Origin of the sequence: Pantoea sp. S61, from assembly GCF_016625145.1 — a bacterium.
GTDB classification, from domain to species: Bacteria; Pseudomonadota; Gammaproteobacteria; order Enterobacterales; family Enterobacteriaceae; genus Pantoea; species Pantoea rwandensis_B.
In genome coordinates this window covers 344,400-369,367 of sequence record NZ_JACVUO010000001.1, presented here as the reverse complement: position 1 = coordinate 369,367, position 24,968 = coordinate 344,400, and the positions used below count along the sequence as shown (strand labels likewise).

The 24,968-nt window shown below is 54.0% G+C and carries 22 protein-coding genes; 9 read left to right on the top strand and 13 right to left on the bottom strand.

Going from position 1 to position 24,968, the window contains the following annotated elements:
• Positions 1 to 204 precede the first annotated feature (204 nt).
• Positions 205 to 1,263: an ABC transporter substrate-binding protein gene (locus IAE30_RS01800; protein ID WP_200537631.1), complete on the top strand. Its 1,059-nt coding sequence runs from the start codon at positions 205 to 207 to the stop codon at positions 1,261 to 1,263.
• Between the two features lie 119 nt (positions 1,264 to 1,382).
• Here IAE30_RS01800 and IAE30_RS01795 read toward each other — a convergent pair whose 3' ends face one another.
• The 3 genes from IAE30_RS01795 to IAE30_RS01785 all read right to left on the bottom strand — a co-directional run bounded on the left by IAE30_RS01795 (position 1,383) and on the right by IAE30_RS01785 (position 4,631).
• Positions 1,383 to 2,432 (bottom strand): PLP-dependent cysteine synthase family protein, encoded by a 1,050-nt coding sequence (locus IAE30_RS01795; RefSeq protein ID WP_200678089.1) that lies wholly within the window; start codon positions 2,430 to 2,432, stop codon positions 1,383 to 1,385.
• 107 nt (positions 2,433 to 2,539) lie between these two features.
• The gene (locus IAE30_RS01790; protein WP_200537635.1) at positions 2,540 to 3,547 is read right to left on the bottom strand and encodes an ABC transporter permease; all 1,008 of its coding nucleotides are present in this window, start codon (positions 3,545 to 3,547) and stop codon (positions 2,540 to 2,542) included.
• 10 nt (positions 3,548 to 3,557) lie between these two features.
• A complete protein-coding gene (locus IAE30_RS01785; RefSeq protein ID WP_200678087.1) occupies positions 3,558 to 4,631 on the bottom strand; it encodes an ABC transporter substrate-binding protein in 1,074 nt (357 codons plus the stop codon).
• 209 nt (positions 4,632 to 4,840) lie between these two features.
• Between IAE30_RS01785 and IAE30_RS01780 the strand changes: the two genes are divergently transcribed.
• On the top strand, positions 4,841 to 5,617 hold the full coding sequence (locus tag IAE30_RS01780) for an ABC transporter ATP-binding protein (RefSeq protein WP_200678085.1): 777 nt from the start codon (positions 4,841 to 4,843) through the stop codon (positions 5,615 to 5,617).
• On the opposite strand, the gene IAE30_RS01775 is transcribed toward IAE30_RS01780, so the two are convergent.
• Positions 5,614 to 6,513, bottom strand: a complete 900-nt coding sequence (locus IAE30_RS01775) for a LysR family transcriptional regulator (RefSeq protein WP_200678377.1) — start codon at positions 6,511 to 6,513, stop codon at positions 5,614 to 5,616. The two genes, IAE30_RS01780 and IAE30_RS01775, sit on opposite strands and share 4 nt — an antisense overlap.
• A gap of 155 nt (positions 6,514 to 6,668) precedes the next feature.
• On the opposite strand from IAE30_RS01775, the gene IAE30_RS01770 reads away from it, so the two are divergent.
• Entirely contained in the window at positions 6,669 to 7,178 is a 510-nt protein-coding gene (locus IAE30_RS01770) for an SRPBCC domain-containing protein (RefSeq protein ID WP_200678374.1), read from the top strand.
• An 18-nt stretch (positions 7,179 to 7,196) separates the two neighbouring features.
• On the opposite strand, the gene IAE30_RS01765 is transcribed toward IAE30_RS01770, so the two are convergent.
• The 4 genes from IAE30_RS01765 to IAE30_RS01750 form a co-directional block, all read right to left on the bottom strand.
• A complete protein-coding gene (locus tag IAE30_RS01765; RefSeq protein ID WP_200678083.1) occupies positions 7,197 to 7,760 on the bottom strand; it encodes a methyltransferase domain-containing protein in 564 nt (187 codons plus the stop codon).
• 492 nt (positions 7,761 to 8,252) lie between these two features.
• Positions 8,253 to 9,323: an ABC transporter ATP-binding protein gene (locus IAE30_RS01760; protein ID WP_200678081.1), complete on the bottom strand. Its 1,071-nt coding sequence runs from the start codon at positions 9,321 to 9,323 to the stop codon at positions 8,253 to 8,255.
• The gene (locus IAE30_RS01755) at positions 9,316 to 11,085 is read right to left on the bottom strand and encodes an iron ABC transporter permease (RefSeq protein ID WP_200678079.1); all 1,770 of its coding nucleotides are present in this window, start codon (positions 11,083 to 11,085) and stop codon (positions 9,316 to 9,318) included. Before IAE30_RS01755 ends, IAE30_RS01760 begins: the two co-directional genes overlap by 8 nt.
• Positions 11,086 to 11,157: 72 nt before the next feature.
• Positions 11,158 to 12,246: an ABC transporter substrate-binding protein gene (locus IAE30_RS01750; protein WP_200678077.1), complete on the bottom strand. Its 1,089-nt coding sequence runs from the start codon at positions 12,244 to 12,246 to the stop codon at positions 11,158 to 11,160.
• 324 nt (positions 12,247 to 12,570) lie between these two features.
• On the opposite strand from IAE30_RS01750, the gene IAE30_RS01745 reads away from it, so the two are divergent.
• Genes IAE30_RS01745 through IAE30_RS01720 form a run of 6 tightly spaced genes read left to right on the top strand, consistent with a single transcriptional unit; the run spans position 12,571 to position 17,335 of the window.
• Positions 12,571 to 13,341, top strand: a complete 771-nt coding sequence (locus IAE30_RS01745; protein WP_200678075.1) for a hypothetical protein — start codon at positions 12,571 to 12,573, stop codon at positions 13,339 to 13,341.
• A 19-nt stretch (positions 13,342 to 13,360) separates the two neighbouring features.
• Positions 13,361 to 13,987, top strand: a complete 627-nt coding sequence (locus IAE30_RS01740) for a VTT domain-containing protein (protein WP_200678073.1) — start codon at positions 13,361 to 13,363, stop codon at positions 13,985 to 13,987.
• The gene (locus IAE30_RS01735; protein ID WP_200678071.1) at positions 13,984 to 14,652 is read left to right on the top strand and encodes a response regulator transcription factor; all 669 of its coding nucleotides are present in this window, start codon (positions 13,984 to 13,986) and stop codon (positions 14,650 to 14,652) included. Before IAE30_RS01740 ends, IAE30_RS01735 begins: the two co-directional genes overlap by 4 nt.
• Positions 14,628 to 15,968, top strand: coding sequence for an ATP-binding protein (locus tag IAE30_RS01730; RefSeq protein ID WP_200678069.1), 1,341 nt, complete (start codon positions 14,628 to 14,630; stop codon positions 15,966 to 15,968). Before IAE30_RS01735 ends, IAE30_RS01730 begins: the two co-directional genes overlap by 25 nt.
• A gap of 20 nt (positions 15,969 to 15,988) precedes the next feature.
• Complete coding sequence (locus IAE30_RS01725) at positions 15,989 to 16,597, top strand: undecaprenyl-diphosphatase (RefSeq protein ID WP_200678067.1); 609 nt, start codon at positions 15,989 to 15,991, stop codon at positions 16,595 to 16,597.
• A 60-nt stretch (positions 16,598 to 16,657) separates the two neighbouring features.
• Entirely contained in the window at positions 16,658 to 17,335 is a 678-nt protein-coding gene (locus tag IAE30_RS01720; RefSeq protein WP_200678065.1) for a phosphatase PAP2 family protein, read from the top strand.
• A gap of 792 nt (positions 17,336 to 18,127) precedes the next feature.
• On the opposite strand, the gene IAE30_RS01715 is transcribed toward IAE30_RS01720, so the two are convergent.
• From IAE30_RS01715 to IAE30_RS01695, 5 genes are all read right to left on the bottom strand, one after another.
• Entirely contained in the window at positions 18,128 to 18,415 is a 288-nt protein-coding gene (locus IAE30_RS01715; protein WP_045815449.1) for a hypothetical protein, read from the bottom strand.
• 106 nt (positions 18,416 to 18,521) lie between these two features.
• A complete protein-coding gene (locus IAE30_RS01710) occupies positions 18,522 to 19,913 on the bottom strand; it encodes a heavy metal sensor histidine kinase (protein WP_200678057.1) in 1,392 nt (463 codons plus the stop codon).
• Complete coding sequence (locus tag IAE30_RS01705) at positions 19,897 to 20,601, bottom strand: heavy metal response regulator transcription factor (protein WP_200678055.1); 705 nt, start codon at positions 20,599 to 20,601, stop codon at positions 19,897 to 19,899. The genes IAE30_RS01710 and IAE30_RS01705 overlap by 17 nt, the downstream gene beginning before the upstream one ends.
• Positions 20,598 to 23,681 (bottom strand): efflux RND transporter permease subunit, encoded by a 3,084-nt coding sequence (locus tag IAE30_RS01700; protein ID WP_200678053.1) that lies wholly within the window; start codon positions 23,679 to 23,681, stop codon positions 20,598 to 20,600. Before IAE30_RS01700 ends, IAE30_RS01705 begins: the two co-directional genes overlap by 4 nt.
• Positions 23,678 to 24,766 (bottom strand): efflux RND transporter periplasmic adaptor subunit, encoded by a 1,089-nt coding sequence (locus IAE30_RS01695; protein WP_200678051.1) that lies wholly within the window; start codon positions 24,764 to 24,766, stop codon positions 23,678 to 23,680. Before IAE30_RS01695 ends, IAE30_RS01700 begins: the two co-directional genes overlap by 4 nt.
• Positions 24,767 to 24,968 lie beyond the last annotated feature (202 nt).

The window sequence follows — 24,968 nt, the reverse complement described above, 5'->3', positions numbered from 1 at the left end:
AACCTTATTTATCTCTGAATAACATAAGGTCGATTGTTTCCTGATATGGCAAAGCTGTAAAAGCAATAAAACCGCTTAGCACATGCATAATCGGCATAATTCCGTATCTGGTTGAAGCATTAATTTACGATTACTCTGCCTGCTCCTGAAATGCATTATTACAACACTCACTCATTCATCTGCATATATTTTTGGGAGTAAAAAATGTCGGATAAATATTTACTTTCACGTCGTCGCTTTATTGGGTATTCCGCAGCGGCGATGATGGCTTCTACTTTGCCGGGACGCAGTTTTGCCGAAGAGCAGATGCATAATATGCCAATGTCCGGCGATCTGTTGCAGGGTGGTGCGGGCAAATGGGCGCTGGCGAAACCCACGCACATTCGCCTCGCGGTAAACCTCAATGCCATCTGCCTGGCACCGATTGTGGTGGCCGATCAGCATAACTTTTTCAAGGCGCATAACCTTGAAGTGGAGTTCGTTAACTTTGGTAACTCCACCGAATTACTGCTGGAGTCGATTGCCACCGGGAAAGCAGAAGCGGCAGTTGGCATGGCGTTGCGCTGGTTGAAGGCGCTGGAGCAGGGCTTTGATGTCAAGCTGACCGCAGGCACACACGGTGGGTGCATGCGCTTATTAGCGCGCAATGAGGGTCCCGCTACGCTGGAGCAGCTAAAGGGCAAAACCATCGGCGTCACGGATATGGCTGGCGCGGATAAAAACTTCTTCTCGCTGATGTTAAAAAAACACGGCGTTGACCCGAATACCGATGTGAACTGGCGTGTATTCCCGCAAGATCTGCTGCCGATGGTGCTTGAGAAAGGGGAGATTCAGGCCGCCAGCGGCTCAGATCCGATTATGTGGCGTCTGGCACAGAAACCGGGCTACCGCGAAGTCGGCACCAATTTGATGGATGAGTACGCCAACCTGAGTTGCTGCGTGGTCGGCACGCGCGGCAGTCTCATCCGCGAACAGCCGGAGGTGGCTGCCGCAATCACTCACGCGATATTGCAAGCGCATGCCTACGCTGCGCAGCATCCGGAAGCCATCGGCAGTGAGTTTAATGGACAAGCATTGAATACTACGCCGCAGGAGATCGCCAGCGTACTGAAAACCCATACCCATGGCCACTATTCGGTGGGTAATGCATTCGTCAAAGAAATCGATGTTTATGCGCGCGATTTGAAAGCCATCAACGTATTACGACCAGAAACCGATCCGTTGCTGTTCGCAAAGGGAATCACCAGCAATGTGCTGGTGTGAGAGGCCGTCTGACATCAAGCAATTTGTCGAAGCGGGGTGATTTATCGCGCATTCATCGAGCAGCATAATCGCTGAGGAATGCGCAATAAATGACATTCTAATCAATGAAACTCAGCGAATCAGGCAATCTTCTGCGATGTTTGAATCGCATTCGCCAGCTTAAAGGTCTCAGCAGGCACCTGATGTGCAAACAACTGCGTCGTCAGGTAACTGCTGCCGCCATCTGCCAGCAGCAGTACGATGCGTTTGCCGTGATTTTCCGGTCGCGCTGCCACTTGTTCCGCCGCCCACAATACGGCCCCGGAAGAATCACCGACTAACACACCTTCGCTGAGTGCCAGTTGACGCGCCGCCGCATACGCTTGCCAGGTTTCCACGGCGATCACTTCGTCATAAACCCGATGATCTAAATTCGCCGGGATACGTTCGGGCGGCTGATTGCTAAAGGCGTGCACGCCGGTGATCTCCAGCGGTTCCGGGCGCAATTCACTGGGCTGTGAACCCACGCCTGGCTCCACTGCGATGACTTGCAGGCCAGGGTATTGCTGCTTCAGGTAGCGCCCGGTTCCGGACAGCGTACCGCCGGTTCCCACGGCCGCAATGAAGATATCCAGCTTGCCACCGCTGTCGCGCCAGATTTCGGGCCCGGTGGTTTGAACATGCACTGCCGGGTTGGCGGGATTCTCCAGTTGCAGCAGGAAATGCACCTCGGGTTCAGCGGCGGTCACTTTTTCTGCCAGCCATTTGGTGGCGGCGACAAAATCGCCATTGCTGGCTTCATAAAATTCTCTAAATCCTTCAATGGTGCTGAACGGAACCACTTCAGCACCGTAAGCCTGAATCAGTTGCGTGCGCTCGATACTGACAAAATCATTAATATAGACGCGGAATTTATAGCCTTTGGCGGCTGCAATCGCCGCTAATCCAATCCCGGTATTGCCGCTGGTGGTTTCAACCAGGGTGTCGCCTGGCTTGATGGTGCCATTGCGCTCTGCGGCTTCGATCATGCTAAGGGCGATGCGATCCTTGACGCTGTGATTGGGATTAAACAACTCCAGCTTGGCGATCAGTTCGGCCTGAATCTCTTGCTGCTGCGTGTAGCGCGAGAGCCGCAGCAGCGGCGTATTACCAATCAGTTCTGTGATCGACGAGGAAATCTTTGCAACCATAGTTCACCTCTGTGGTGGAGTAGCCTGCGTGAGTCGTCATGATTGACGGCCCCTCAGATGTGGTGTGCGTTTCAACCCGATGCGCCATCGGGCACATCGGCCAATCGTTACCATTTCACCGCGCTGCGCTGCCATGAAAGCAGACGGTCGCGCACCAGGAACAGCAGGGAGATCAATGAAGAGAACAGTAGCGCCATCACGATCAACGCGGCATACATATTGGCGTAGGCCGCCCAGCCCTGGGCCCACTGCAGATACCAGCCCAGGCCAGATTTCACCCCCATCATTTCTGCGGCGACCAGTACCGAAAACGACGCGCCCAGCCCCATAAATAAACCCACAAACAGGTGTGGCAGCGCGGCGGGCACGGCTACGCGTAGCACCAGGAACATCGAATTGGCACCCAACGTGCGTGCCACATCATAAAAACGGGTATCGACGCTGGAAACGCCAGACCAGGTCAGCACAGTTACCGGGAACCAGGTCGCCAGTGCGATGAGAAACACTGCTGCGGAGAAACTGGAAGGGAAAAAATAAAGCGACAGCGGCAGCAACGCCGTGGACGGCACGGGACCGAGGAAGCGCAAAATCGGGTGCACCCAATATCCCAACCCGCGTGACCAGCCAATCGCCACGCCGGTGATAAAGCCCACCACGCTGCCGTAGATAAAACCAAAGGCCAGCAGACGCAGCGAATTGAGCACGCTATCTAACAGACGAGGCCAGTCAGTGGCGTAGGCTTCGACCAGTGCGCGCGGCGGTGCAAAGAAGGGGGCGGGCAACAGTGCCAGTTTCCCGGTCACGATTTCCCACACGCCAATCAGCAACGCCAGCACAATCAACCACGGGCCGCTGCGTTTTAACGGTGTCAGCAGCGTCAGGCGCGGAAATACGCCTGATGCAATCGTCAGCACGGTGAGCAACAGCGCAATGCCGGCAAACAGTTCATGGGTTTGATCGACAAAGCGCGGGGCAGCAAAACCCTGCGGCTTATCCGGTACCGCCACCATCAGCGCCACCAACGCCCACCACAGTAACAGCGCACCCCAGACGGCGGGTTGCAGGCGGCGCGGTGCGGCGCGGTGTTGGGCAATAGTGAGGGTTTCACTGGCCATGATTCTCTCCTTAACTCGACATGTTGCTCATGTGCGCCATGTTACTGGCGTGCTGATGGGCGGATTCGGCAGGCAACAGTTGCGGCACATAGTGCTCGGCAAACTGCTTCGCATCGGTATCCGGGCGAATCACATTGATCTTTTTCAGTTCCTCAACATAGGTCGCGACTTCACTGCGCAACTGGGCACCGGTGGAGTGATGGTGATGGGTGTGCTCTTTGAGCATCGCGGTGATGTCATCTACTGGCACCGACCCCGGCACAAAGGGCTGGAATATTTTGGCGGTTTCGGCGGGATGATCGGCAGTCCACTGCTGTGCATCAACGATGGCTTGAGTGATAGCGCGGGCGGTCGCTGGATCGTCACGCACCAGCGAACCACGCAGCCCTAGCACACAGCAGGTCATGCTGGCGTATTCACCTTTCAGGTTGTTGTCGACTTCCAGCAGGTTGTGTTGTTTTTTCAGCAGCCAGCCCTGTGGATCATCGGTGGCCAGTGCCTGGACTTCGCCTTTGCGCAGTGCTTCACCAAACAGATCGGGCGGATATTGCAGCCAGTTGACCTGTTTATCCGGATCGATGCCCTGTTTTGCTAATTGCACAGCGAAGAAGTTGCGAATCGGACTGGCCTGATCGCTGACCGCGACGGATTTACCCACCAGGTCTTTCACATCGCGAATACCGCTATTCTGCGGCGTCAGTAACCGCATGCAGCCACCGTGTGTGCCGACAGTCAGGTCCACGTCAAAGCCTTGTTCCAGTGGTTTCAACCAGCGCAGCGCCATACCGATGCCGCCATCGGCCTGCCCGGTAGCGATCGCCTGCAGCAGCGCATCGGTCGGGCCACTGAAGTTAACCGGTTCGACATTAAGACCATATTTTTTAAAGAAACCCTGTTTCAGGGCAACGGAGATCGGTGCCTGACACACCGCCGTTTGCCCCCACGCCAGTTTGATGGTTTTAAGCGGTTTGTCGTCAGCGAAAACAGGGCTGCTCAACAATGGATTCACCGCGACACCCGCGCTGAATAAACCCAGACCGCGCAATAATGCGCGCCGGCTCAGAAAGTAATTTTGCATTGCCATTCTGCTTTCCTTGTCATTAAAGATCAGGGGCACTATCGCTTAACGATTTCCTGCCACCAAATAACAATCCCGCATGAGGTCATGCAGTTTTTCTTTATGAAAAATGACGGATAGGTTTGCCGAAATGGCTATTTCAATGAGGCGAGAGAGCCGCTTATGGTTATTTTCTGATAACAATCGGCTCATTATTATTTTAGCGGGAGCGAAATATGGCCATGAACTCTGCGGGCGTGAATATTGCCATTGAAAAAGTGAATCACCATTTCACGCTTGAAGGCAGTGAATTACCCGTGCTGGAGAATATCAATTTACAGGTGAAAGCCGGCGAGTTTGTTGCGCTATTAGGGCCATCCGGTTGCGGTAAATCGACTTTATTGCGCTTACTCGCCGGGCTGGAACCTCCGGCCAGCGGTTTGCTGGCGGAAGAGGGCAAAGCCATCACCGCCCCCGATCCCTCCCGCGTCGTGGTGTTTCAGGATCCCACGCTCTATCCGTGGCGCACGGTGTATGACAACGTAGGCCTTGGCTTGCAAATTCGCGGCGAAAACAGAGCCGTTAGAGCGCAAAGGATTAACGCGATGTTGGATCGCGTTGGCCTGAAGGATTTCGCCCGTGCCTGGCCGCATCAGCTGTCAGGCGGGATGGCCCAGCGAGCAGCGTTGGCACGCGCACTGGTGAATGTGCCACGTCTGCTCATTCTTGATGAGCCACTGGGCAAACTCGATTCTCTCACGCGGCTACGCATGCAGCAGGAAATCGTTGATCTGTGGCAGGAGCAGCAGTTCACCACGCTGATGGTCACCCATGATGTTGAAGAGGCGCTGGTGATGGCCAATCGGGTGGTGGTGTTCAGCCCGCGTCCGGCCAGAGTGGTGGATGTGATTGAGGTGGACCTCCCCTGGCCGCGCCGCCGCGATGACCCAAAACTTGTGGCGTTACGCAGCCGAATTTTGGATTTATTGGGCACCGATCGCGCCGCCGCTTAAATGGCAATGGAAAATAGCAGTTCACGCAACCAGCGGTGCCCGGCATCGCGGTGCGTACGCTCATGCCAGACGACGATTTTGCTAAAACCCTGAATAGTTAACGGCGGCGGCAGGATTTTCAGACCGGGTAGATCGCGCGTCAAGCGACGAGGCACCACGCTGATTAAATCACTGATGCGCAAGATTTCCGGCAGGACCAGAAAACTGCACACCGAGAGCGTCACGCGTCGCGACCGGCCTGTTAATGCCAGCGCCTCATCGGTGACACCCTGAAATCGCCCTCCTGTATAGGAAACTAACGCATGATCCTGGGCGCAAAAGCTATCAAGCGTCAGGGCATCAGGCTGAGCAAGGGGATGGTCTTCACGCATCAGGCACACATACTCTTCCTGATAAAGTGGCCTGGCGTGCAGGTCGACGGGCGCAGTATCCGGTGTAATCAGCGCCATATCGATGTCTCCGCGTTCAAACTGCAGGGATAACTGTTCATTGTTGACCGGCAGCACCGCGACGCGAATGCCCGGTGCTTGCACACGTAGTGCCGCCATAAAAGGAACCACTACGGCACGTAAAGCGTAATCCGTGGCGGCGATATTCAGCGTCATTTCCGCCGTCGCTGGATCAAAGGTGATGGGCAGCAACAACTCCGAGACGTCTGCCAGAATGGCTTTCACAGGCTGAGCCAACTCCAGAGCCCGCAACGTCGGGACGATGCCGCGCTGTGCCCGTGTAAATAGCGGGTCATCAAAACACTCTCTCAGACGGGTTAGCATGCCACTGACTGCCGGTTGCGTCAGGGCTAAGCGCTCAGCCGCGCGGGTAACACTGCGCTCATCCAGTAAGGCATCCAGCGCTTTGAGCAAATTGAGGTCGAGGTTGCGAATATCGGTTTTCATCATCTTCCAGAGTTGGCGTGGCAGTACCTCATCATACGCAGCTACCAGATATCACGAAAACGTATATTACAAATAAATAATGGCGATTGGTCTTATTTCATGGGCGGTCGGATACTCCACCCACGATTTAATTACGGTGAGAATATGAAATGAAAATGAACGCGATTAACTGGCCGCAGGGTTTTGTACCGGGCTTTAGCGATAACTACTGTTCCAATGAAGTGATCGTTGAAGGGTTGAGCACGCAGGATATCTGGCCGCTGCTGAATACGCCGTCACTCTGGCCGACCTATTATCAGAACTCGGCGAATGCGCGTTTCTATGATAACAAAGGCCCCGAACTGGAGCAGGGCGTGCGCTTTTATTTCGAAACCTTTGGCTTCCCGGTGGAAGCGCAGGTCACCGAGTACGTGGCGCCCGTCGTCGGTGAAGCGGCCCGTGTTTCCTGGCACGGTTGGGCGGGTGAAGTGGGCAGCGACGACCGCTTAGATGTCCTGCATGCCTGGCTGATTGAAGATCTCTCTGACAATCGCGTGCGCATCCTGACCCAAGAAACGCAAAATGGCAAGCCTGCGGTTGAGTTGGCAAATGCTAAACCCAATCCGATGATCAACGGTCATCAGGATTGGCTGGATGAACTGGTTGCGGCTGCGAAAGCGCGTTAACACAACGCCGGGCAACCCCTACGCCATGACCGCAGCCTGGCATCGGTAAACAAAGGCCGGTGGCAGGTTGCGCATTACGCGTGTGCGCGTCCAGTAAAAATGCTGTGACAAGAGGGGTTCCGACAGCGACGTATATTGAAATTGCACAAACACGCCTCCGGGATTCAGTGCACGACTGATTTGTATCATCATCCTTTCACGCAGCGCCTGCGGCAGGGATAGCAGCGGTAAACCTGAGAAAATCGCATCGTAGCCGGTGCCTAACTTTTCTGCTGAATCAGTGTGCACCGTCAAACGCAGATCGTTGAACGCATTAAGCTTATGGGCTAATTGCGGATTGATTTCATATGCCGCCAGCGTTGCATCGGCTCTCATGCTTTGCAGTAAATGACGTGTCAGCACACCATCGCCAGCGCCGAGTTCCGCAATCCGTTGCGTCTGCTGCCAGTTTACGGCCCCTGACATGCTGCGACACAGCGCGGAAGAAGAGGGTGCGATTGAACCAAATGCGCGCGGGTTGGCGAAAAATGCCTGTAAATAGCGGGTTTTTTCTTTGAGTAATGAATACGTCGTCGTGATCACGATTATTACCTCCGGGTTATTGGAGGTGATTCAACCATCAATTTCTTAAGCAAAGCTTAAAGCCGTGATTTTTTAGCGCCAGATGACAAACTTGTCATGTCAAGGAAATTTCTGGGTGGGAATTCACTGAGATATTCGTTATTGAAAGGAGTCGGGCCCTTTTAATTGGGTTTCCATAAAGTCAGTCAGCTGGTGCATCCAGCAGCGCATACCAAACAGGTCCAGAATTAACCCGCTCCAGACTAGGGCAACGCACACCAGTAAAAACAAAGCGATATAAAAAGGGAAAGCTGACATCAATCCATCCTGGACATGAAAACATTTATGGCGCAACAGTATTCTATAAATGACGCTCTCCAGCAACCTCATTAGATATTTTCGCCGGGCTTGCACGATGCGAAAAATATTGTTGGTTAATTTGTGTAATATAGATGACTTTTATTTTCCCCCTGCCGCAGATGCGCGGCAGGGGGCAACCTGGTCAGGTCGGAATTAGCTTTTTGCGAAAATCCACAGATCCTCTTTGGGCAGTGAGACGCGGAAGCGCTGATTGCCGCGGAACTCTTTGCCATACGCACGCAACGCAAAATCATCCCCTTCGGTACGGAACAGGTATTCCCAGCGGTCGCCTAAATACATGCTGGTGAGCAGGGGCAGTTCGAGCGCGTTATCATCCGTGGTGTCAGCCACATTCATACGCTCGACACGTATCACCGCTGTGCCTTCCTGCCCAACACGCACCTCGCCGCTCGGCTTACCCCATAGCGCCCATTTCGCTCCGGCAATACGAGCCCGCCCGCCTTCAACGTGGGTGATTTTGCCGTGCAGACGATTGTTGCTACCCATAAACTCTGCGGCAAACAGCGTAGAAGGCTGGCTGTACATCTCCTGCGGTGTGCCTTGCTGTTCAATCACGCCATTGTTGAGCAGCAGAATGCGGTCAGAGATCGCCATGGCTTCATTTTGGTCGTGCGTCACCATCAAGGCAGATAATCCGAGTCGAATAATCAGCTCGCGTAAAAACACGCGTGCCTCTTCACGCAATTTGGCATCCAGGTTGGAGAGCGGCTCATCCAGCAAAATCACGGGCGGGTTATAGACCAGCGCTCGACCAATCGCCACGCGCTGCTGCTGACCGCCGGAAAGCTGATGCGGATGGCGTTTGCCAAGATGCCCGAGACCCAGTTGATCCAACACCGCCTGAACGCGTTGATTCATCTCTGCTGTGGCCACTTTGCGCAACTTGAGCGGGTAGGCCACGTTCTCAAACACAGTTTTGTGCGGCCACAGCGCGTAGGACTGAAACACCAGGCCGAGATTGCGCTCTTCGGCCGGAATCTCGCTTTTTGGCGTGCCGTCAAACACCACATTTTTGCCGATAGTGATACGCCCCTGTGACGGTTTTTCCAGACCCGCCACGGCGCGCAATAAGGTGGTCTTGCCGCTGCCTGACGGTCCCAGCAGTGAAACCACCTCGCCTTTTTTCAACTGCATTGATACGCCTTTCAATACCGGATTATCGCCGTACATCAGATGCAAGTTATCTACCGATAATTCAATCATGTAATTTCACTCCAAAGCGTAAAGCGATGCCGAGGCCGACCACCACCAGCACGATATTAATCAGGGAGAGCGCAGCCACGATATCAATGGCACCCGCAGACCACAGTGAAACCAGCATTGAACCGATGGTTTCGGTGCCGGGTGACAGCAGATAAACGCCCGTTGAGTATTCGCGCTCAAAAATCAGGAACATCAGCAGCCACGAGCCTATCAGGCCGTGACGTGATAGCGGCACGGTCACATGGCGCGTGGTCTGTCCGGGAGTCGCGCCCACGCTGCGCGCGGCCTCTTCCAGTTCCGGGCCGACCTGCAACAGCGTTGATGAAATCAGACGTAATCCGTAAGCCATCCACACCACGGTGTAGGCCAGCCAGACGCTAAAGATGGTTTGACGCAACGAACGGAGCCAAACGATAAAGTTCTCGCGCAGCCAGTCGGCAACCGGCAGGCTGGAGAGCCAACCATTTTTCAGTGACTGATCCAGCCACATCGGGATGAACAGGAATACCCAGAGAAAAGCCAGACCGGCTAACAGCCCCGGTACGGCGCGAGGTACCAGCACGCTGTAATCCAGGAAGCGCGTAACCTGATCCTGTTTACGGTGCATCGCGATACCCACAAACAGATAACAGATCACCGCAATCGCGCCACCAATGACGCCAATCAGCATCGAGTTGACGATGGCACGCAACAGATTGGGTTGATCCCAGATACTGCGGAAGGTCGCGAAGGATATTTCATCCCACAGTGAGACGCCGACACCCCAGTGAGAGATGAAAGCGCGCATCACCACACCCAGAAGCGGCACGCCGATGGTGACGGTGAGCCAGGTCAACACCACCGCACCGGCAATCCAGCGCCATTTACCCAGCGGCAGGGCGCGGGCTTGTGAGGCTTTGCCTTTCATGGTGACAAAACGGTTGGCGGTACGCATCAGCCAGCGCTGTAGCATCACCAGGGGCACGGTGAAGCAGATCAGCACCACGGCGACAGCGGCCATCAGGTGGTAAGACGGGGTGCCGAGCTTATTGGTCAGCTTATACAGGTAGGTGGCGAGCACCATGTTGCCTTCCGGATCGCCCAACACCAGCATCAGGCCGAATACTTCCAGTCCCAGAAAGAACAGCAGCACGCAGGCATACAGAATCGAAGGGCGCACCATCGGCAGGCTGACCGAAGTCATCACCTGCAAGGGTGAGGCACCCACCGTTCGCGCCGCTTCTTCCACATCTGAGCTCACGCTGCGCAGTGCTGATGAGATATAGAGATAGGCATGCGGCACATGTGTTAGTCCCGCGATCACCACAATGCTGGTCATCGAATAGATGTTCCACGGCACCACGCCAAACAGCTGATTCGCCCACTGAGACAAGAAACCCACTGGCCCGGCGGCAACCACATAGCCAAAGGCCAGCACCATCGGTGAAACAAATATCGGGACCAGAATCAATGGTTCAATCAGGCGGCGTCCTGGCAGATTGGTTCTGACCATCAGGAAAGCCAGAATACCGCCGAGCGGAATGGCAATGATCACCAGACCAAACGCCAGAATAAAGCCAGACTCCAGCGCCTTATAAAAATCAGGATCAGAGAAAATAAACTCAAATGAACCGAACGTCAGCGCTTTCTTTTTGGCAAAGAAGGGCGCCGAAAGAAAACTCTGTACCACAATAAACATCAGCGGCACGTAAATAACCAATGCGGTGATCAGAACAATCAATGCACGTGGCAAACTTTGCCACTTTTTCAGTAACCTGGTCATATGCCAACCCTGTCAAACACCGGAGGCGAGAGGAAAGCTATGCGCCATTGCTGGCGCATAACATCGGGATCGTTATTTCCCTGCAGCGGTGCGCCACTGCTTAATAAATTCCAGGCGCTTCGCCGGTTCCAGATATTCCAGCAGTGATTCGTCTACAGGAATCGGCTTCAGGGCATCACCCAGCATTTTGGTCATACCATCGATATCGTTTTTACCTTCGATATCATTACGCAGTGAAGGGATATCCGCCTGATTCGCCAGGATGCTTTGCCCTTTTTCTGACAACACGTAGTCCAGCCACAATTTGGCCGCGTTCTCATGCTCACCGTCTTCAGTGATAAACGAGACGCGTGATAACACCAGAATGTAATCTTTTGGATAGGCGATGCCCAACGCCGGATCGTTTTTAGCCCGGGCTTCGGCATAGGAACCGAGAATGTTATAACCAATCAGGTTTTCACCCGATGATACGCGCTCCATCATGGTGCCAGTAGAAGACTGTACGGTCAGGCCACCTTTCGCCATACCTGCCAGGTTTTCTTTATATTGCGGATCCACTTTGCTGTCCTGAACCGTCAACATGAAACCTAATCCCGATTTTTCAATATCGTAGGTGGTCACTTTGTTTTTAAATTTAGCCGGATCGGCTGAAATCATTTTTGCCAGCGCGGTGTGAGAATCAGGCGCGGTGTCTTTCGGGATGAGTTTGTTGTTGTAAATAAACACTACCGGTTCGTAGGTCGTGCCGTAGGCTTTATTTTGCCACACCGCCCATTTTGGAATTTTACTCTGCTCAGGCGAGGCATATTCCGCAGCGTAGTCGGTGGCCAGCTTCAACGCGGTATCCATGGATGAGCTCCACACCACATCACCGCTGCCGCTGCCGGAGGCCTGTTCACTGATGTAACGGTTGTAGAGTTCGGTGCTGTTCATGTCGTTATATTCAACTTTGATGCCCGGATAGAGCGACTCAAAGCCTTTAATTAACGGGCCAGCAGCCTTAGTGTCAGTGGTTGAATACACCACCACTTTTCCCTCTTTTGTCGCTGCATCAATGACTTTCTGATAATCAGCGGGATAACCAGCAGGCACAGCGGCGATCGCAGAGAAGGAGAGCCCAGCCATGACAGAGGTTGTTAAAAAACGCAGTGAGGTTTTCATACAGATCCTTTTGGTTACATTTGTTACAAGAATTTAACAGTAACCCATTGCGACCCCGATGCAATCCACCCTGTAAAGTTTTTACAGCTTTTGTGAACTCAGTTTGGTTATTTATTTCAAGGTAAAATTATTTCACGCTGAATGTCGTGAAGGTATCGAATAAAAGTAAGCACATTCAGGGAATCCTTAATTGAACATTAAGAACGAGGTGTAATTCTCCACTTTTAAGAAAAGCTTTCATCAGGGGAACTATTTTTTTGTTTTAAGGGAGATTTAAGTTTCCCCGTTCATCATGGGCGCAATATGTTGACGGGGACACCGATCATGACTGACACCTTTACAGAATTAAAAGCGAAAGTACCTCAAGCCACGCTGTTGTTTTGGGTGCTAAAAATGATGTCCACAACGGTAGGTGAAACCGGAGCGGACTGGATAAACTTTGGACTAGGATTGGGTCTGACCGGCACATCGATTATTTCTGCGTTGTTATTTTTATGCGTATTACTGATTCAGTTGCGCGCACCGCGTTATATCCCCTGGTTGTATTGGCTCACGGTGTTAATGGTGAGCATTACCGGTACGTTATTGACTGATTATCTGACCGACCAACTGCAGGTCCCATTGCTTTATTCTGTGGCGATGTTTGGTTCGGGGCTGGTAATGGTGTTGATGTTTTGGCATCGCACCGAGGGCACACTGGAATTCGCATCCATCAATACGAAAGGCCGTGAACTCTATTATTGGCTCGCCATTATGATCACCTTCGCTTTTGGTACCGCGTTGGGCGATGCGTTGGCCGAAAGATTATCGTTAGGCTATCTGACCACCACGCTGTTGTTTGCCGTGTTGATTGCTGCGACAGCCGTATTATGGCGCGTAAGTAGACTCAGCAGCGTGACCTGTTTCTGGACGATTTACGTTCTGACGCGCCCATTGGGGGCTTCACTCGCCGATCTGTTCTCTCAGCCGATGAAAGAGGGCGGATTGGGCTATGGCACCACGCCGGTCAATATTATTTTCCTGCTTGTGATGGCGATATTAATCGGCGCATCAACGTTGTACGGCCACTCATCGCGCCAGATATCCAAACTCTAAACAGATCAGGAATGAAAATATGTTGCAGCATCTGATGGATTATCTCTCGGGCAGTCACTTGATAGCGTTGGTAAATGCCGACCCTTTATATGTGGTGGCCATTGTCGCGGTGATTATTTTATGCGAAACCGGCCTGGTGATTGTGCCGTTTTTACCCGGCGATTCACTGTTATTCACATTAGGCGCCTTTTTACCGGCGACATCTGTTTCACCCTTGCTGGTGATCGCTCTGTTAACCGCCGCCGCTTTTATCGGCGATACGTTGAATTACCATATTGGCAAAGGGGCGGTGGGGCGTTTTATTTTGCGGCGTCAATGGCTGAAGGTTCAGCATCGGGAAAAGACGGAAGCTTTCTTTCGCAAATATGGCGCAGCCACCGTCTTTATTGGTCGCTTCGTGCCGATTGTTCGTAGCGTTGCGCCCTTTGTCGCGGGGCTGTCGTCCATGCCTCGCTCTGCATTTTTACTCTGGAATTTTGCGGGCGGTCTGGCGTGGTGTGGAAGTTTCATCGCGCTCGGCTATTTCCTGGGTGATCTGGCCTGGGTGCGCGATCACCGCGAATGGCTGGCGCTCGGCATTATTGGCGTTTCACTGCTGCCGGTGCTGACCGCGGTGATGCGTCCTGCTCAGCAGGAAGAGTCATGAGAGTGCTGCTGGTTGAAGATGACCGCATGATCGGTGATGCAGTGTATGCGGCGCTGAAAGATGCCGCCTACGCCGCTGATTGGGTGCGTGATGGCGAACAGGCGCTGCTGAGTCTGACGGCTCACCACTACGATTTGGTGCTGCTTGATCTGGGTTTACCGCGTCGTGATGGCGTTGAAGTGCTGAAGCAACTGCGTCAGCAAGGGAATCAGGTACCGCTGCTGATTGTTACCGCACGCGATGCACTGGAAGATCGTTTGAAGGGTCTGGATGCGGGTGCCGATGATTATGTGCTCAAGCCCTTTGCCATGAGTGAACTGTTGGCACGCGCACGTGCGGTGATGCGGCGCAAAGCAGGGAATGCCTCGCCGCTGATGAGCAATGGGCTCTTGACCCTCAATCCGGCAACCCGGCAGGTGTGTCATCTTCAACGCGATGAAACCCACACGCTATCTGCCCGAGAGTATGCCCTGTTGCAGGCGTTAATCGCCCAGCCCGGTCAGATTTTTTCGCGCAGCGAGCTAGAAAGCAAAATTTACGGCTGGGGCGAAGAGGTTGAGAGCAACGCGATTGAGTACTTCATTCATTCGCTGCGTAAAAAGCTCGGTAGTGATGCGATTCAGAACGTGCGGGGCGTGGGATGGAAAGTCTCAAAAGACGCCTGAGTGAATCAGTGCAATTACGTCTGTCGCTGGTTTTGTGTGTTGCTGTCGGCAGTATCGCTTTTCTCAGCGGGGTGTTGGGTTTTCTCTCTGCCTGGGATGAAGCGCATGAGTTGCAGGATTCGTCGCTGCAACAAATCGCCAGTCTGGCGAAAGATGGCATGTTGGCGCCCGGTAAGAGCAGTTTCATCAGCCCGCCGCTTCAGGATGAGGAGGGCTCGCGCATTGTGGTGCACTTCATCATGCCTGCTGCGGCGCCCGTTGCTGATTTTGCACTGCCTGCACAGCTTGAGGCGGGTTTTCACACGCTGAAAGTCAATCAACAACGCTATCGCGTGCTGATAGAAAACATGGCTGGTGGCGTGCGCGTGGCGGTGGCGCAACGTGCTTCGGTACAGGAAAACGTTGCGCTCTCTTCGGCGCTACGAACATTAGTACCATTTGGCATTCTTTTTCCGGTACTGCTGTATCTGATTGCCGATCTGGTAAAGAAGATTTTCCGCCCGATTCGCCAACTGGCGGCGGAGGTCGATCAGCAACGCGACAGTGCGTCAATGTCACTGAGTGGCGCGACAATTCCGCATGAAATTCAGCCCTTTATCACTGCCATCAATCGCTTGCTACAACGATCTTCTGATGCCATCACGCAGCAACGACGTTTTGTTGCGGATGCCGCCCACGAACTTCGCTCACCGCTGACGGCGCTGATACTGCAATCCGAACGGCTGGCAAGTAGCGAACTGCCGCCGGAGAGCCAGCATCGGCTAAGTGATTTGCGTGCCGGGATGCAACGCGCCAGTTGGCTGGTGGAGCAGTTGCTGACGCTGAGCCGCGCTCAAAGTGGTGAAGCCGGAGTGCTGCCGCCCGTGGAGCGCACACAGGTTTTTGCGGTGATGAAGCAGGTGATTGCCGATCTGCATCCGTTAGCTGAGCACAAAGCCCAGGATCTGGGGGTGCTCAGCATCAGTGATGCGGTGGTGATGGCGCGCCCCTCTGATCTCTATACCGCGCTGCGCAATCTGTTGCACAACGCCATCCACTACACGCCGGAGGGCGGATGCATCGATATCGCTATCGAACAGCATCCCCGCCAGGTGTTGATCACCATCGAAGACTCCGGTCCGGGTATTCCCGCCGATAAGCACCATCGGGTGTTTGACGCTTTTTATCGCATGGAAGGCAATGACGCCAACGGCTCAGGCTTAGGTTTGTCGATTGTCCGCGCCATGCTGGTTCGCATGCAGGGTGAGGTGGCGCTATCAGCCGCCACGCGCTTCCCATCGGGTTTGAAGGTAAGTGTTTCCCTGCCACTGGCTTAATTGATTACAAGGAGATAGCGATGTTTCTGACATCTGAAAATGCGGAAAATATTAACGACACGGTTTTCCTGCTGCTGAATGCGCCGGCGCATGCATCGACGGCAATGCTGAGTTTTGGCAATGTCTGCGCGACGTGGCTGATATTGATATATCCGCTGGCATTGCTGGTTTATTGGTTCAGTTTTAACCGTGATAAGCAACAGGCGGCGTTGTCTGCTTTACTGACATCGCTGATCGCTTTAACCCTCAACGTGATCATCGGAGATTTCTTCCCTCATCCACGACCGTTTATGGTGCCGATTGGCCACACCTTTATTTCCCATGTCGCCGACGCTTCTTTCCCCAGCGATCATATGACACTGGCCTGTGCGATTACGATGAGTTTGTTATTTAGCCAACGGCAGATATCAGGTGCCGTGCTGCTGGTGATGAGCGGATTTATTGCCTGGGGTCGAATCTATATGGGGGTGCATTTCCCCGGCGATATGTTGGGTTCGGTGCTGGTGGCACTGGGGTGTGCCTTCGCTGTTAATAAAGCGGAACCGCTACTCACACCGCTGTTTGATAAACTCTGCAATTTGAATACGTATTTATTGGGTTATTTAAAGCTCACGCGCGCAAAACATTAATTGACGGATGATTAAACCGATGCGATTTTTACGCAGCCCTTTTATTGCGCTGTTCATCAGTTGTGCATTGTTGTTTGCTATTCCTTTATTTCCTGGGGAATTCACTGGAGCTGGAATGCCAACGATCAATCCGCGCTGTTATGGTGGTTTTATGTGCTGACGCAGACCGTGAGTCAACCGTTTGGCTTTATCACGTCTGCGTTAATGTTGTTTGTTTTGATTTATACGTTGAATATTCGTCGGGGAGAGTGGCTTAAATTTGCGTTGGTGATGTTATTGCCAGTGATCGTTGGACAAGTGGCGGTCAGCGAGATCAAAAAGACCAACCACGAGCCACGCCCCTATGTGGTGTGGCTGAGTCAGACGGACAGTGAGATTGATCGCCACTTTTACCAGGATGATCCTGCCCAGCGGCGGCAGCTGGTTACCCAGCGGTTGGCTAATAACCTCCAGATTCCTGATTGGCAGAAGCAGCACTGGCTTCAACAGGTCGATCCTGCCTTTCCTTCCGGGCACACGATCTTTGCTGCTACCTGGGCATTAATGGCGGTGGCGCTGCTGATGGCGCGGGGTAAGTGGCTGTTGGCTGGGCTGGTGATGTTGTGGGCATATGGCGTGATTATCAGCCGTCTGGCGCTGGGTATGCACTGGCCGGGGGATTTGTTTACGTCGATTATGATAGCGCTCTATCTGAGCTTGCCTGCGCTGTGGTGGTGGTTGCGGCGAAAGGCAGTTTAAACGTTGCTCTAAAAGCAATCGGTGATAACGCAGTCTGGTGCCGCTCAGGGGCTGGCGGTTCAGGTGATAACGTAGTCTGGTGCCGCTCAGGGGCTGGCGGTACAGGTGATAACGCAGTCTGGTGTCGCTCAGTGGCTGGCGGTACAGGTGATAACGCAGTCTGCTGTCGCTCAGTGGCTGGCTGTCCTCGCGCCCCTGACGCGGTACCTTCACTTCACTCGTCAGCCTGACGGACCGGCGCAGACGGGACTTTCCCTGTCCCGGCTGCACCTTTCGCCAGCATCCATGCTGGCTCTCCTGGCTTCCTCATTCCGTTCAGCGCTGCGAAATGCCATCCCCTGAGCGGCACCAGCCTGCTTGCTAACTTCTGTATACGCTGTTGGAGAGGGCGCGATGGTGAAGACGTTAGCGCTTTTACTGCCACAAAGGGCGCGATGGCTAAGGCGATAACCCTTTTATTGCTACAGGGGGCACAGTGTTTGAGGCCACAGCCCCTCTGATGCTGCAAGGGCTATTCGCAGCGCTGAGGCGGAGACGTTGTGCCAGGAGCCAGTCGCAGGGATGCGACAGGCAGTTCGGGTAGGCCTGGATGGCCGTACCCGAACGGTCCGGCCGGCACGGCGTTGCAGCCGAAGGCACCGCGAAGCGGCGCGAGGACGGCCCGGCCGCAGCAGAGGTGCTGCGGCCCCCACCAACATGTTCATATATATAAAAAGGCCGCCATTTTAGAAAATAGCGGCCTCATTCAAAAAGGACCTACGCTGGCAAGCATTCGCCAGCGAATTAACTATCTTATTGCTGCTGATAAACCGGTGAGTGGACGGATTTATCGGTCAGGGGATGTAGGTTACTGTCATTATTGACGTGGTGATATTGATCCTCATCCCCCATATTAATTTTCCGTTCGCCTAGATCGAAAGGATAATTCTCGTACAATTTATTCGGTGTGCCGGGATGCCAACTGGCGGGGGTTAATAGCCAGGTATTGGCGGTGCGTTCAACGCCGATATTGGCTTCAACCTGAGTGACGGCTAGCAGGGAAAACGCGGCTACAAGTATCATCAATAATTTCTGTTTCATGGTGGTCACCTCGTGGTTAATAACAACTGTTGTGTTGATAGTGTTATTTTCTCACGGTGGCAGTGACCACACTCAAACCTGAAGATGACAATTCTGACAGGCGGGTTTATTGCGGTATCGAGAAGGTAAAGGTGCTGCCCTGGCCTGGCTTGCTGATGACCGCCACTTTACCGCCGTGTAACTCGGCGATGGTTTTCACGATCGCTAATCCCAGACCGGTATTTTCTGCACTAGTGCGTGAAGGATCGGCACGATAAAAACGCTCAAACAGATACGGAAGATGCTCAGGCTCAATGCCCTCACCATTATCCTGCACGCTAAAGTGCAGCCAGTGAGGTTCGCGGACAGCGCGCAGAATGATCTCACCGCCTGCAGGCGTGTAGTGCAGGGCATTCGACAGCAGGTTAGAGATGGCGCGCTGAAAATGCAGCGGATCGGCAGAGAATGACTCATCGCCGGCTTGTATCAGCGTGATGTTTTTCTCCTCAGCCAGAATGTCGTAAAAACCAATTAAACGCCGGAATTCATTGGCGCTATTTAGCGGCTCTTTTTTCAACGGCTCGCGGCTATTATCGGCGCGGGCCAGAAAAAGCATGGAAGAGACGGTGCGCGACAAGCGTTCACCTTCTTCCACTATCGCCTCTAACGTATCCTGGTACTCCGCTGTGCTGCGTGGTTGATTCAGGGTCACGCTCGCCGCTGAAATCAGATTATTGATCGGTGCGCGCAGCTCATGGGCGAGGTCAGAAGAGAAGCGCGTGAGTTGGGCAAAAGACGCTTCCAGTCGCGTGAGCATACTGTCGAATGATGAGGCCAACACCACCAACTCCGACGGCCAGCGCTCGGTGGCCAAACGCGTATGCAATTCTTCGACGTTGATGGTTTCAATCTGACGGCTGATCACCCGCAGCGGACGCAGGCCACGACGTGCCAGACCATAGCCGCAGGCGGCAAACAGCAGGATCGCCAGCGCAGCAGCCATCTGCATGCGCGCCCAATAATTTTCGATGATTTCATTATTGCGTGAGACGTTGAGCGCGGCCTGCACCAACCACAGCTCTTTATCCTTGAGAGGGAAAGTGGTGGCGGTAATCAGATACTTCTCGTGCAGCTCACCGTCATGATGCTTCCAGCTCTGGTAGTTAAAATCTTTGGTCGGGGCAGGATAAGCCGATTGCGGCACGCGAATATTTTTTGACTGAGACCAGACTTTGCCATCCGGACTGATAATGCGCAGCGACAAACGATCCTGCTCGGCGATAAATTCAAACAACTCCTTCTGCCACTGTTCCTGTGGCCCCTGGCGTTCGCTGATGGTGCTGGCAATCTCTTTCTGGAACTGCAGTGTACTGCGCAACTCATTGACATCTTTGCTGTTGAGCTGGTCGCGCAATGTCTGATAAAGCAGGCCGGAGACGCTGTACAGCACAATCGCCATCGCCAGAGAGAAGAAAAGGGTGAGTCGAACGGTAATCGGGACGTTACGGGGTATCAGCATGCTCTTTTTCTTCCAGGACATAACCGGCACCCCGAATGGTGTGCAGCAGTTTTACCGCATAGTTATCATCAATTTTGCCGCGCAGACGGCGGATAGCGACATCAATCACGTTGGTTTCGGGATCGAAATTCATGTCCCACACCTGCTCGGCGATCACTGTGCGCGACAGGACTTCGCCACTGCGGCGCATCAACAGGCTTAACAACAAAAACTCCTTCTGCGTCAGTTCGATACGGTTGCCTTCGCGTGTGACCTTGTGCTTCACAAAGTCCAGCACCAGCCCGCCAATCTGCAACTGCGATTCGTCGCTGCTTAATACCGCGCTGGGTGTCTGACGGCGCAGGATTACCCGCGCGCGGGCCAGCAGTTCGCTAAAAGAGAAGGGCTTGATCAGGTAATCTTCCGCGCCAAGTTCTAACCCTTTAACCCGGTCCTCGACATCATCCCGTGCCGTGAGAAACATCACTGGCGTCGCGCGGTCGGCCTGCCGCGCCATCTCAAGCAGCTTCCAGCCATTGATACCCGGCAACATCACATCCAGTATCGCCAGGTCATAGTCGTGCGTCAGCAGCAGGTGCAAGCCATCTATACCGTTGGCGGCCACATCCACCACGAAGTCATTCTCGCGCAGCCCTTTGGCGATGTAGTCCGCCGCCATCTGCTGGTCTTCCACTAATAACAATCTCATCCTTCCTCCGTCGCGTGGGTCAGCGCATCCAGACGTGCACCGGTACGATCAAACAGCAAATACAGCACCGGGGTGATAAACAGGGTAATGAATTGCGAAAACACCAGACCACCGACCACGGCGACACCCATCGGCTGGCGTAACTCGGCACCGGCACCCCAGCCGCAGGCAATCGGCAGCGCCCCCATAATGGCGCAAAGGGTGGTCATCATGATCGGGCGGAAACGCTGCAGGCAGGCTTGAATAATGGCGTCATGGGCACTTAGCCCCTGTTCACGCTGCGCAGATAGCGCAAAATCGATCATCATGATGGCGTTCTTCTTCACAATGCCGATCAGCAACAAAATACCAATCATGGCGATGAAGGTCAGATCCAACCCCATGAGCCGCAACGACAGCAGCGCGCCCACGGCAGCGGATGGCAGGCCCAGCAGAATCGTGATGGGATGAATCCAGCTCTCATACAGCATGCCGAGAATCACATAAATCACCGCCAGTGCCAGCACAATCAACCACACCTGGCTGCTCTGCGACTGCTGGTACAGCGCAGCTTGCCCGGCGTAGTTACCGAATACCGTGGCGGGAAGGTTGATGGCACTCTCTGCCTGACTAATGGCTTGCGTCGCATCGGACAGCGACTTACCGGGTGCCAGGTCAAATGAAATGGTGATGGCTGGTAACTGCCCCTGATGGTTCACGGCGGTCACGCCCTGCACGCGGCTAATATGCGTAAAGGTCGACAGCGGCAACAGATCGCCCGAAGCAGAGCGAACATAGATTTGTGACAGATCGCTCTCGTTCTGTCGGAAAGGCTGCTGCACTTCCATGATCACCTCATAGCTGTCTTCCGGGGCGTAGATGGTGGAAGCCTGCAATGTGCCGAAGGCGGCGTACAAATTGCTGCGGATCTGGTCGAGATCGACACCCAGCAAAGAGGCTTTATTGCGGTCAATGGTGAGTTGCGCCTGCAGGCCATTCAGCTGGGCATCGCTGTTCACCCCGACAAACACGCCGCTCTTGTTCATCTCGGCCATCAGTTGATTAGTGTAGTCGTTAAGACTTAAGCCACTGCTGCTGCTCACCGATTGCAGCGTGTACTGATAGGTACTTTTTGCCGCACGGCCACCCACTTTAAAGTTTTGCACCGGGCTGAAGAACACCTGAATGCCAGGTAAGTAGTGGGTTTCGGCGCGCATCTGTTGCAACACTTGCGCCATCGCCGGGCGCTGGCTGGCGTCCTTTAACGTAATGTTAAGCTGAGTCGTGTCGTGATCCACTTTCGTCACCAGCGTCTCTACCGCACTGTCATTTAACAACGTATTGCCCAACTGGAAGGCCACCTGTTTACGCGCTTCGTAGGACATATCCTGCGGCGTGTCGATGTTTGCCGTGACCTGGCCGATATCCTCCTGTGGGAAGAACCCTTTCGGTGCACTGATATACAGCCAGGCCGTCAACGCGATGGTCAACACGGCGACCGAAAGCGTCACGGCACGATGATCCACCGCCCAATTTAATCCGCGCGCATAGTGCTGACGCAGCGTCTCAAACCCGCGTTCAAACAGACGGCTCCACGTCGGCTCTGGTTTTGCGTGATCGGTATCATGGCGCATTAACATCGGTACCAGCAGTGGGATGATGGTAAGTGAGGCGGCAGCGGAAACCAGAATCGCCAGTGACACCACCCAGGCAAATTCATGGAAGAGCAGTCCCATGGTGCCGGGCATAAAGAAGATGGGGATAAACACCGCCACCAGCGACAGCGAGATGGAGATCACCGTGAAGCCGACTTCTCTGACGCCTTTTAATGCCGCGTGTTTGGGATCTTCACCCTGTTCGATGTAGCGCATGATATTTTCCAGCACCACAATGGCATCATCCACCACCAGCCCGACGGCGATGGTCAAACCCATCAGGGAAATGTTATCGAGACTCAAGCCAAAGGCGTACATCAGGCCAAAAGATCCCAGCAGCGAAATCGGTACGCTTAACGCGGGGATCACCGTGGCGCGCACGTGACGCAGGAACAGCAGGATCACCATAATCACCAGCGCAATGGTCAGCAGCAGGGTGAGATTGACGTCGTGAATAGCGTTGCGCACCGAGATCGAACGGTCATTGAGCAGCTGCATGTGAACCGAAGCAGGCATCTGCTGCTGCAATTTCGGTAACAGCTGCTTGATGGTGTCGAGCGTCGCCACCAGATTGGCACCCGGCTGGCGCGTCACGCTCAGCACGATGGCGGTGTGATTGTTCACGGCACTGTGGCTCAGCGTGTTTTCAATGCTGTCCTGCACGCTGGCAATGTCTGAAAGCCTGACCGGCTGGCCATTGCGCGTTGCTACCACCACCTGGCTGAAATCGCTGGCATTGCGCAGGTCACCGCGGGTCTGCAACATCATCATCTGCCTCTTGCCATCCAACTCACCCACCGGGGAATTGTCGTTGGCCGCTTTCAGCGCGGTGTGCAACTCTTCCAGCGTCATGTTGGTGGCGGCGAGTTTGGCGGGATCGACTTCCACGCGCACGGCATAGCGCTTCTGACCAATCACCGTGACTTCCGCTACGCCCTTGATCATCGACAGCGACGGTGAAATCAGATCGTCCGAGTAACGGTTAAGATCGGAGAGCGTCATGGAGGGTGAATCCAGACTGATCTGTGCAATCGGTGCATCCGCTGGATTGACCTTGCGGAAGGTCGGCGGCGTGGTCATCTGCGAAGGCAACTTTTTCAGTGACTGATATAGCGCGGCCTGCACATCTACCGAGGCTGAATCGATGTTCACCGAGGGATCAAACTCCAGCACGATGGTAGTTGCGCCCTCAAGGTTAGTCGAAGTCATAGTCGCCACACCCGGAATGGTCGCCAGATTTTTTTCCAGTGGAGTGGCCACTGAGGAAGCCATGGTTTCCGGGCTGGCGCCTGACAGTGAGGCGTTCACTTTGATGGTAGGCGTATCAAAAGTGGGCAGGGCAGCGACGGGCAAATGCTGCCAGCACACCACACCCGCCACCATGATGGCAATCCAAAACAGCAGTACGGCAATTGGCCGCTGCAAACAACGTTCAGAGAAACTCATGGCTGCATGACCGCCTTATCAATGTTGCTGGCAATCTGCACCCTGATGCCGGGGCGCAAATTATTCGCACCCTCATTCACCACTTTAGTGCCCTGCGCGAGTCCATTAATCACCGCCAGAGACTGCTGCACGCGTAGCAGTGTGACCGTCTGTGCTTGCGCCTGGTTGTGTGCATCAATCACATAGACGAAATGACCCTCGGGCCCGTTTTGCACTGCCTGCGGTGGCAGGACAACGGCATCTGGCGTGACGCCCGCATCAACTTTGACGTTCTGGAACAGACCGGGCCACAACAGGTGCTGATGGTTATCGAAATGGGCTTTAAGCGTAATGGTGCCGCTAGTGGTGTTGACGCTGTTATCAATGAAGTCGAGGGTGCCTTGTGTCGGCTTACCGCTGGCATCCTCAACCCAGACGGTCACCGGTCCCTGGGTTTGGGCAGCCAGTACCGGTTTCAAATCGTTCTCAGGCAGGGTAAACGCGACACCAATCGGATCGAACTGAATGAGTGATACCAGTGGCAATGTGCTGCCGGGCTGCACCAGGCTGCCGGGATGCACATTCAGCGCCCCGGTTTTGCCGCCAACAGGCGCGGTAATGCGCGTATAGCCAAGGTTGACCTGTGCGGTTTGCACATCTTGCTGTGCGGCCTTGAACTGAGACTGATACTGCTGAAGGTTACTTTGCAGCGTGTCCCAGTCAGACAGAGAGATATAGTTTTTCGCTTTTAACATGCGACCGCGTTGCAGATCATTCTGCGCTTTTACTAGAAGCGGTTTGGATTCCCCTGCAGCGGCCACCGCCCGATCATAGGCGGCCTGCTGGCTGGCATCATCAAGCGTAAAAAGTCGCTGCCCGGCTTTAACGAAATCCCCTTCATGGAAATCGACGCTTTTTACCGTGCCAGTCAGTTGCGCCTGGATGTCCACCTGGTTGAGCGGCACCACATGGCCTTGCGTTGCCAGGGTAATCGGTAGCGGTTTCACGGCCGCATCGGCCTGTTGTTTCGGCCAGAAATACCAGCCGCTTCCGCCGACGATCAAACCGACGATCAGCAGAAGGGAGTGTTTGGATTGAAAAGCCATGGTGCCTCGACGAGCGTTGTCATTTTTCACCAGTTTATCGAAGGCTACCGAACAGAATGGAAAGAGGAAGATGACAAATTTGTCATCTTCAGATGCACAGATTCTTCAGTGGGTTACAAAAAGAAAAACGCCACAGCGTGGCGTTTTAGCGGGTGAACCAGATGGTCAGAAAACTCACGACGGCGAACAGGCTCACTGCAAT

Coding starts and splice junctions, on each gene's coding strand:
- IAE30_RS01800 (WP_200537631.1), top strand. CDS start 205: ATGTCGGATAAATATTTACTTTCACGTCGTCGCTTTATTGGGTATTCC.
- IAE30_RS01795 (WP_200678089.1), bottom strand. CDS start 2,432: ATGGTTGCAAAGATTTCCTCGTCGATCACAGAACTGATTGGTAATACG.
- IAE30_RS01790 (WP_200537635.1), bottom strand. CDS start 3,547: ATGGCCAGTGAAACCCTCACTATTGCCCAACACCGCGCCGCACCGCGC.
- IAE30_RS01785 (WP_200678087.1), bottom strand. CDS start 4,631: ATGGCAATGCAAAATTACTTTCTGAGCCGGCGCGCATTATTGCGCGGT.
- IAE30_RS01780 (WP_200678085.1), top strand. CDS start 4,841: ATGGCCATGAACTCTGCGGGCGTGAATATTGCCATTGAAAAAGTGAAT.
- IAE30_RS01775 (WP_200678377.1), bottom strand. CDS start 6,513: ATGAAAACCGATATTCGCAACCTCGACCTCAATTTGCTCAAAGCGCTG.
- IAE30_RS01770 (WP_200678374.1), top strand. CDS start 6,669: ATGAACGCGATTAACTGGCCGCAGGGTTTTGTACCGGGCTTTAGCGAT.
- IAE30_RS01760 (WP_200678081.1), bottom strand. CDS start 9,323: ATGATTGAATTATCGGTAGATAACTTGCATCTGATGTACGGCGATAAT.
- IAE30_RS01755 (WP_200678079.1), bottom strand. CDS start 11,085: ATGACCAGGTTACTGAAAAAGTGGCAAAGTTTGCCACGTGCATTGATT.
- IAE30_RS01750 (WP_200678077.1), bottom strand. CDS start 12,246: ATGAAAACCTCACTGCGTTTTTTAACAACCTCTGTCATGGCTGGGCTC.
- IAE30_RS01745 (WP_200678075.1), top strand. CDS start 12,571: ATGACTGACACCTTTACAGAATTAAAAGCGAAAGTACCTCAAGCCACG.
- IAE30_RS01740 (WP_200678073.1), top strand. CDS start 13,361: ATGTTGCAGCATCTGATGGATTATCTCTCGGGCAGTCACTTGATAGCG.
- IAE30_RS01735 (WP_200678071.1), top strand. CDS start 13,984: ATGAGAGTGCTGCTGGTTGAAGATGACCGCATGATCGGTGATGCAGTG.
- IAE30_RS01730 (WP_200678069.1), top strand. CDS start 14,628: ATGGAAAGTCTCAAAAGACGCCTGAGTGAATCAGTGCAATTACGTCTG.
- IAE30_RS01725 (WP_200678067.1), top strand. CDS start 15,989: ATGTTTCTGACATCTGAAAATGCGGAAAATATTAACGACACGGTTTTC.
- IAE30_RS01715 (WP_045815449.1), bottom strand. CDS start 18,415: ATGAAACAGAAATTATTGATGATACTTGTAGCCGCGTTTTCCCTGCTA.
- IAE30_RS01710 (WP_200678057.1), bottom strand. CDS start 19,913: ATGCTGATACCCCGTAACGTCCCGATTACCGTTCGACTCACCCTTTTC.
- IAE30_RS01705 (WP_200678055.1), bottom strand. CDS start 20,601: ATGAGATTGTTATTAGTGGAAGACCAGCAGATGGCGGCGGACTACATC.
- IAE30_RS01700 (WP_200678053.1), bottom strand. CDS start 23,681: ATGAGTTTCTCTGAACGTTGTTTGCAGCGGCCAATTGCCGTACTGCTG.
- IAE30_RS01695 (WP_200678051.1), bottom strand. CDS start 24,766: ATGGCTTTTCAATCCAAACACTCCCTTCTGCTGATCGTCGGTTTGATC.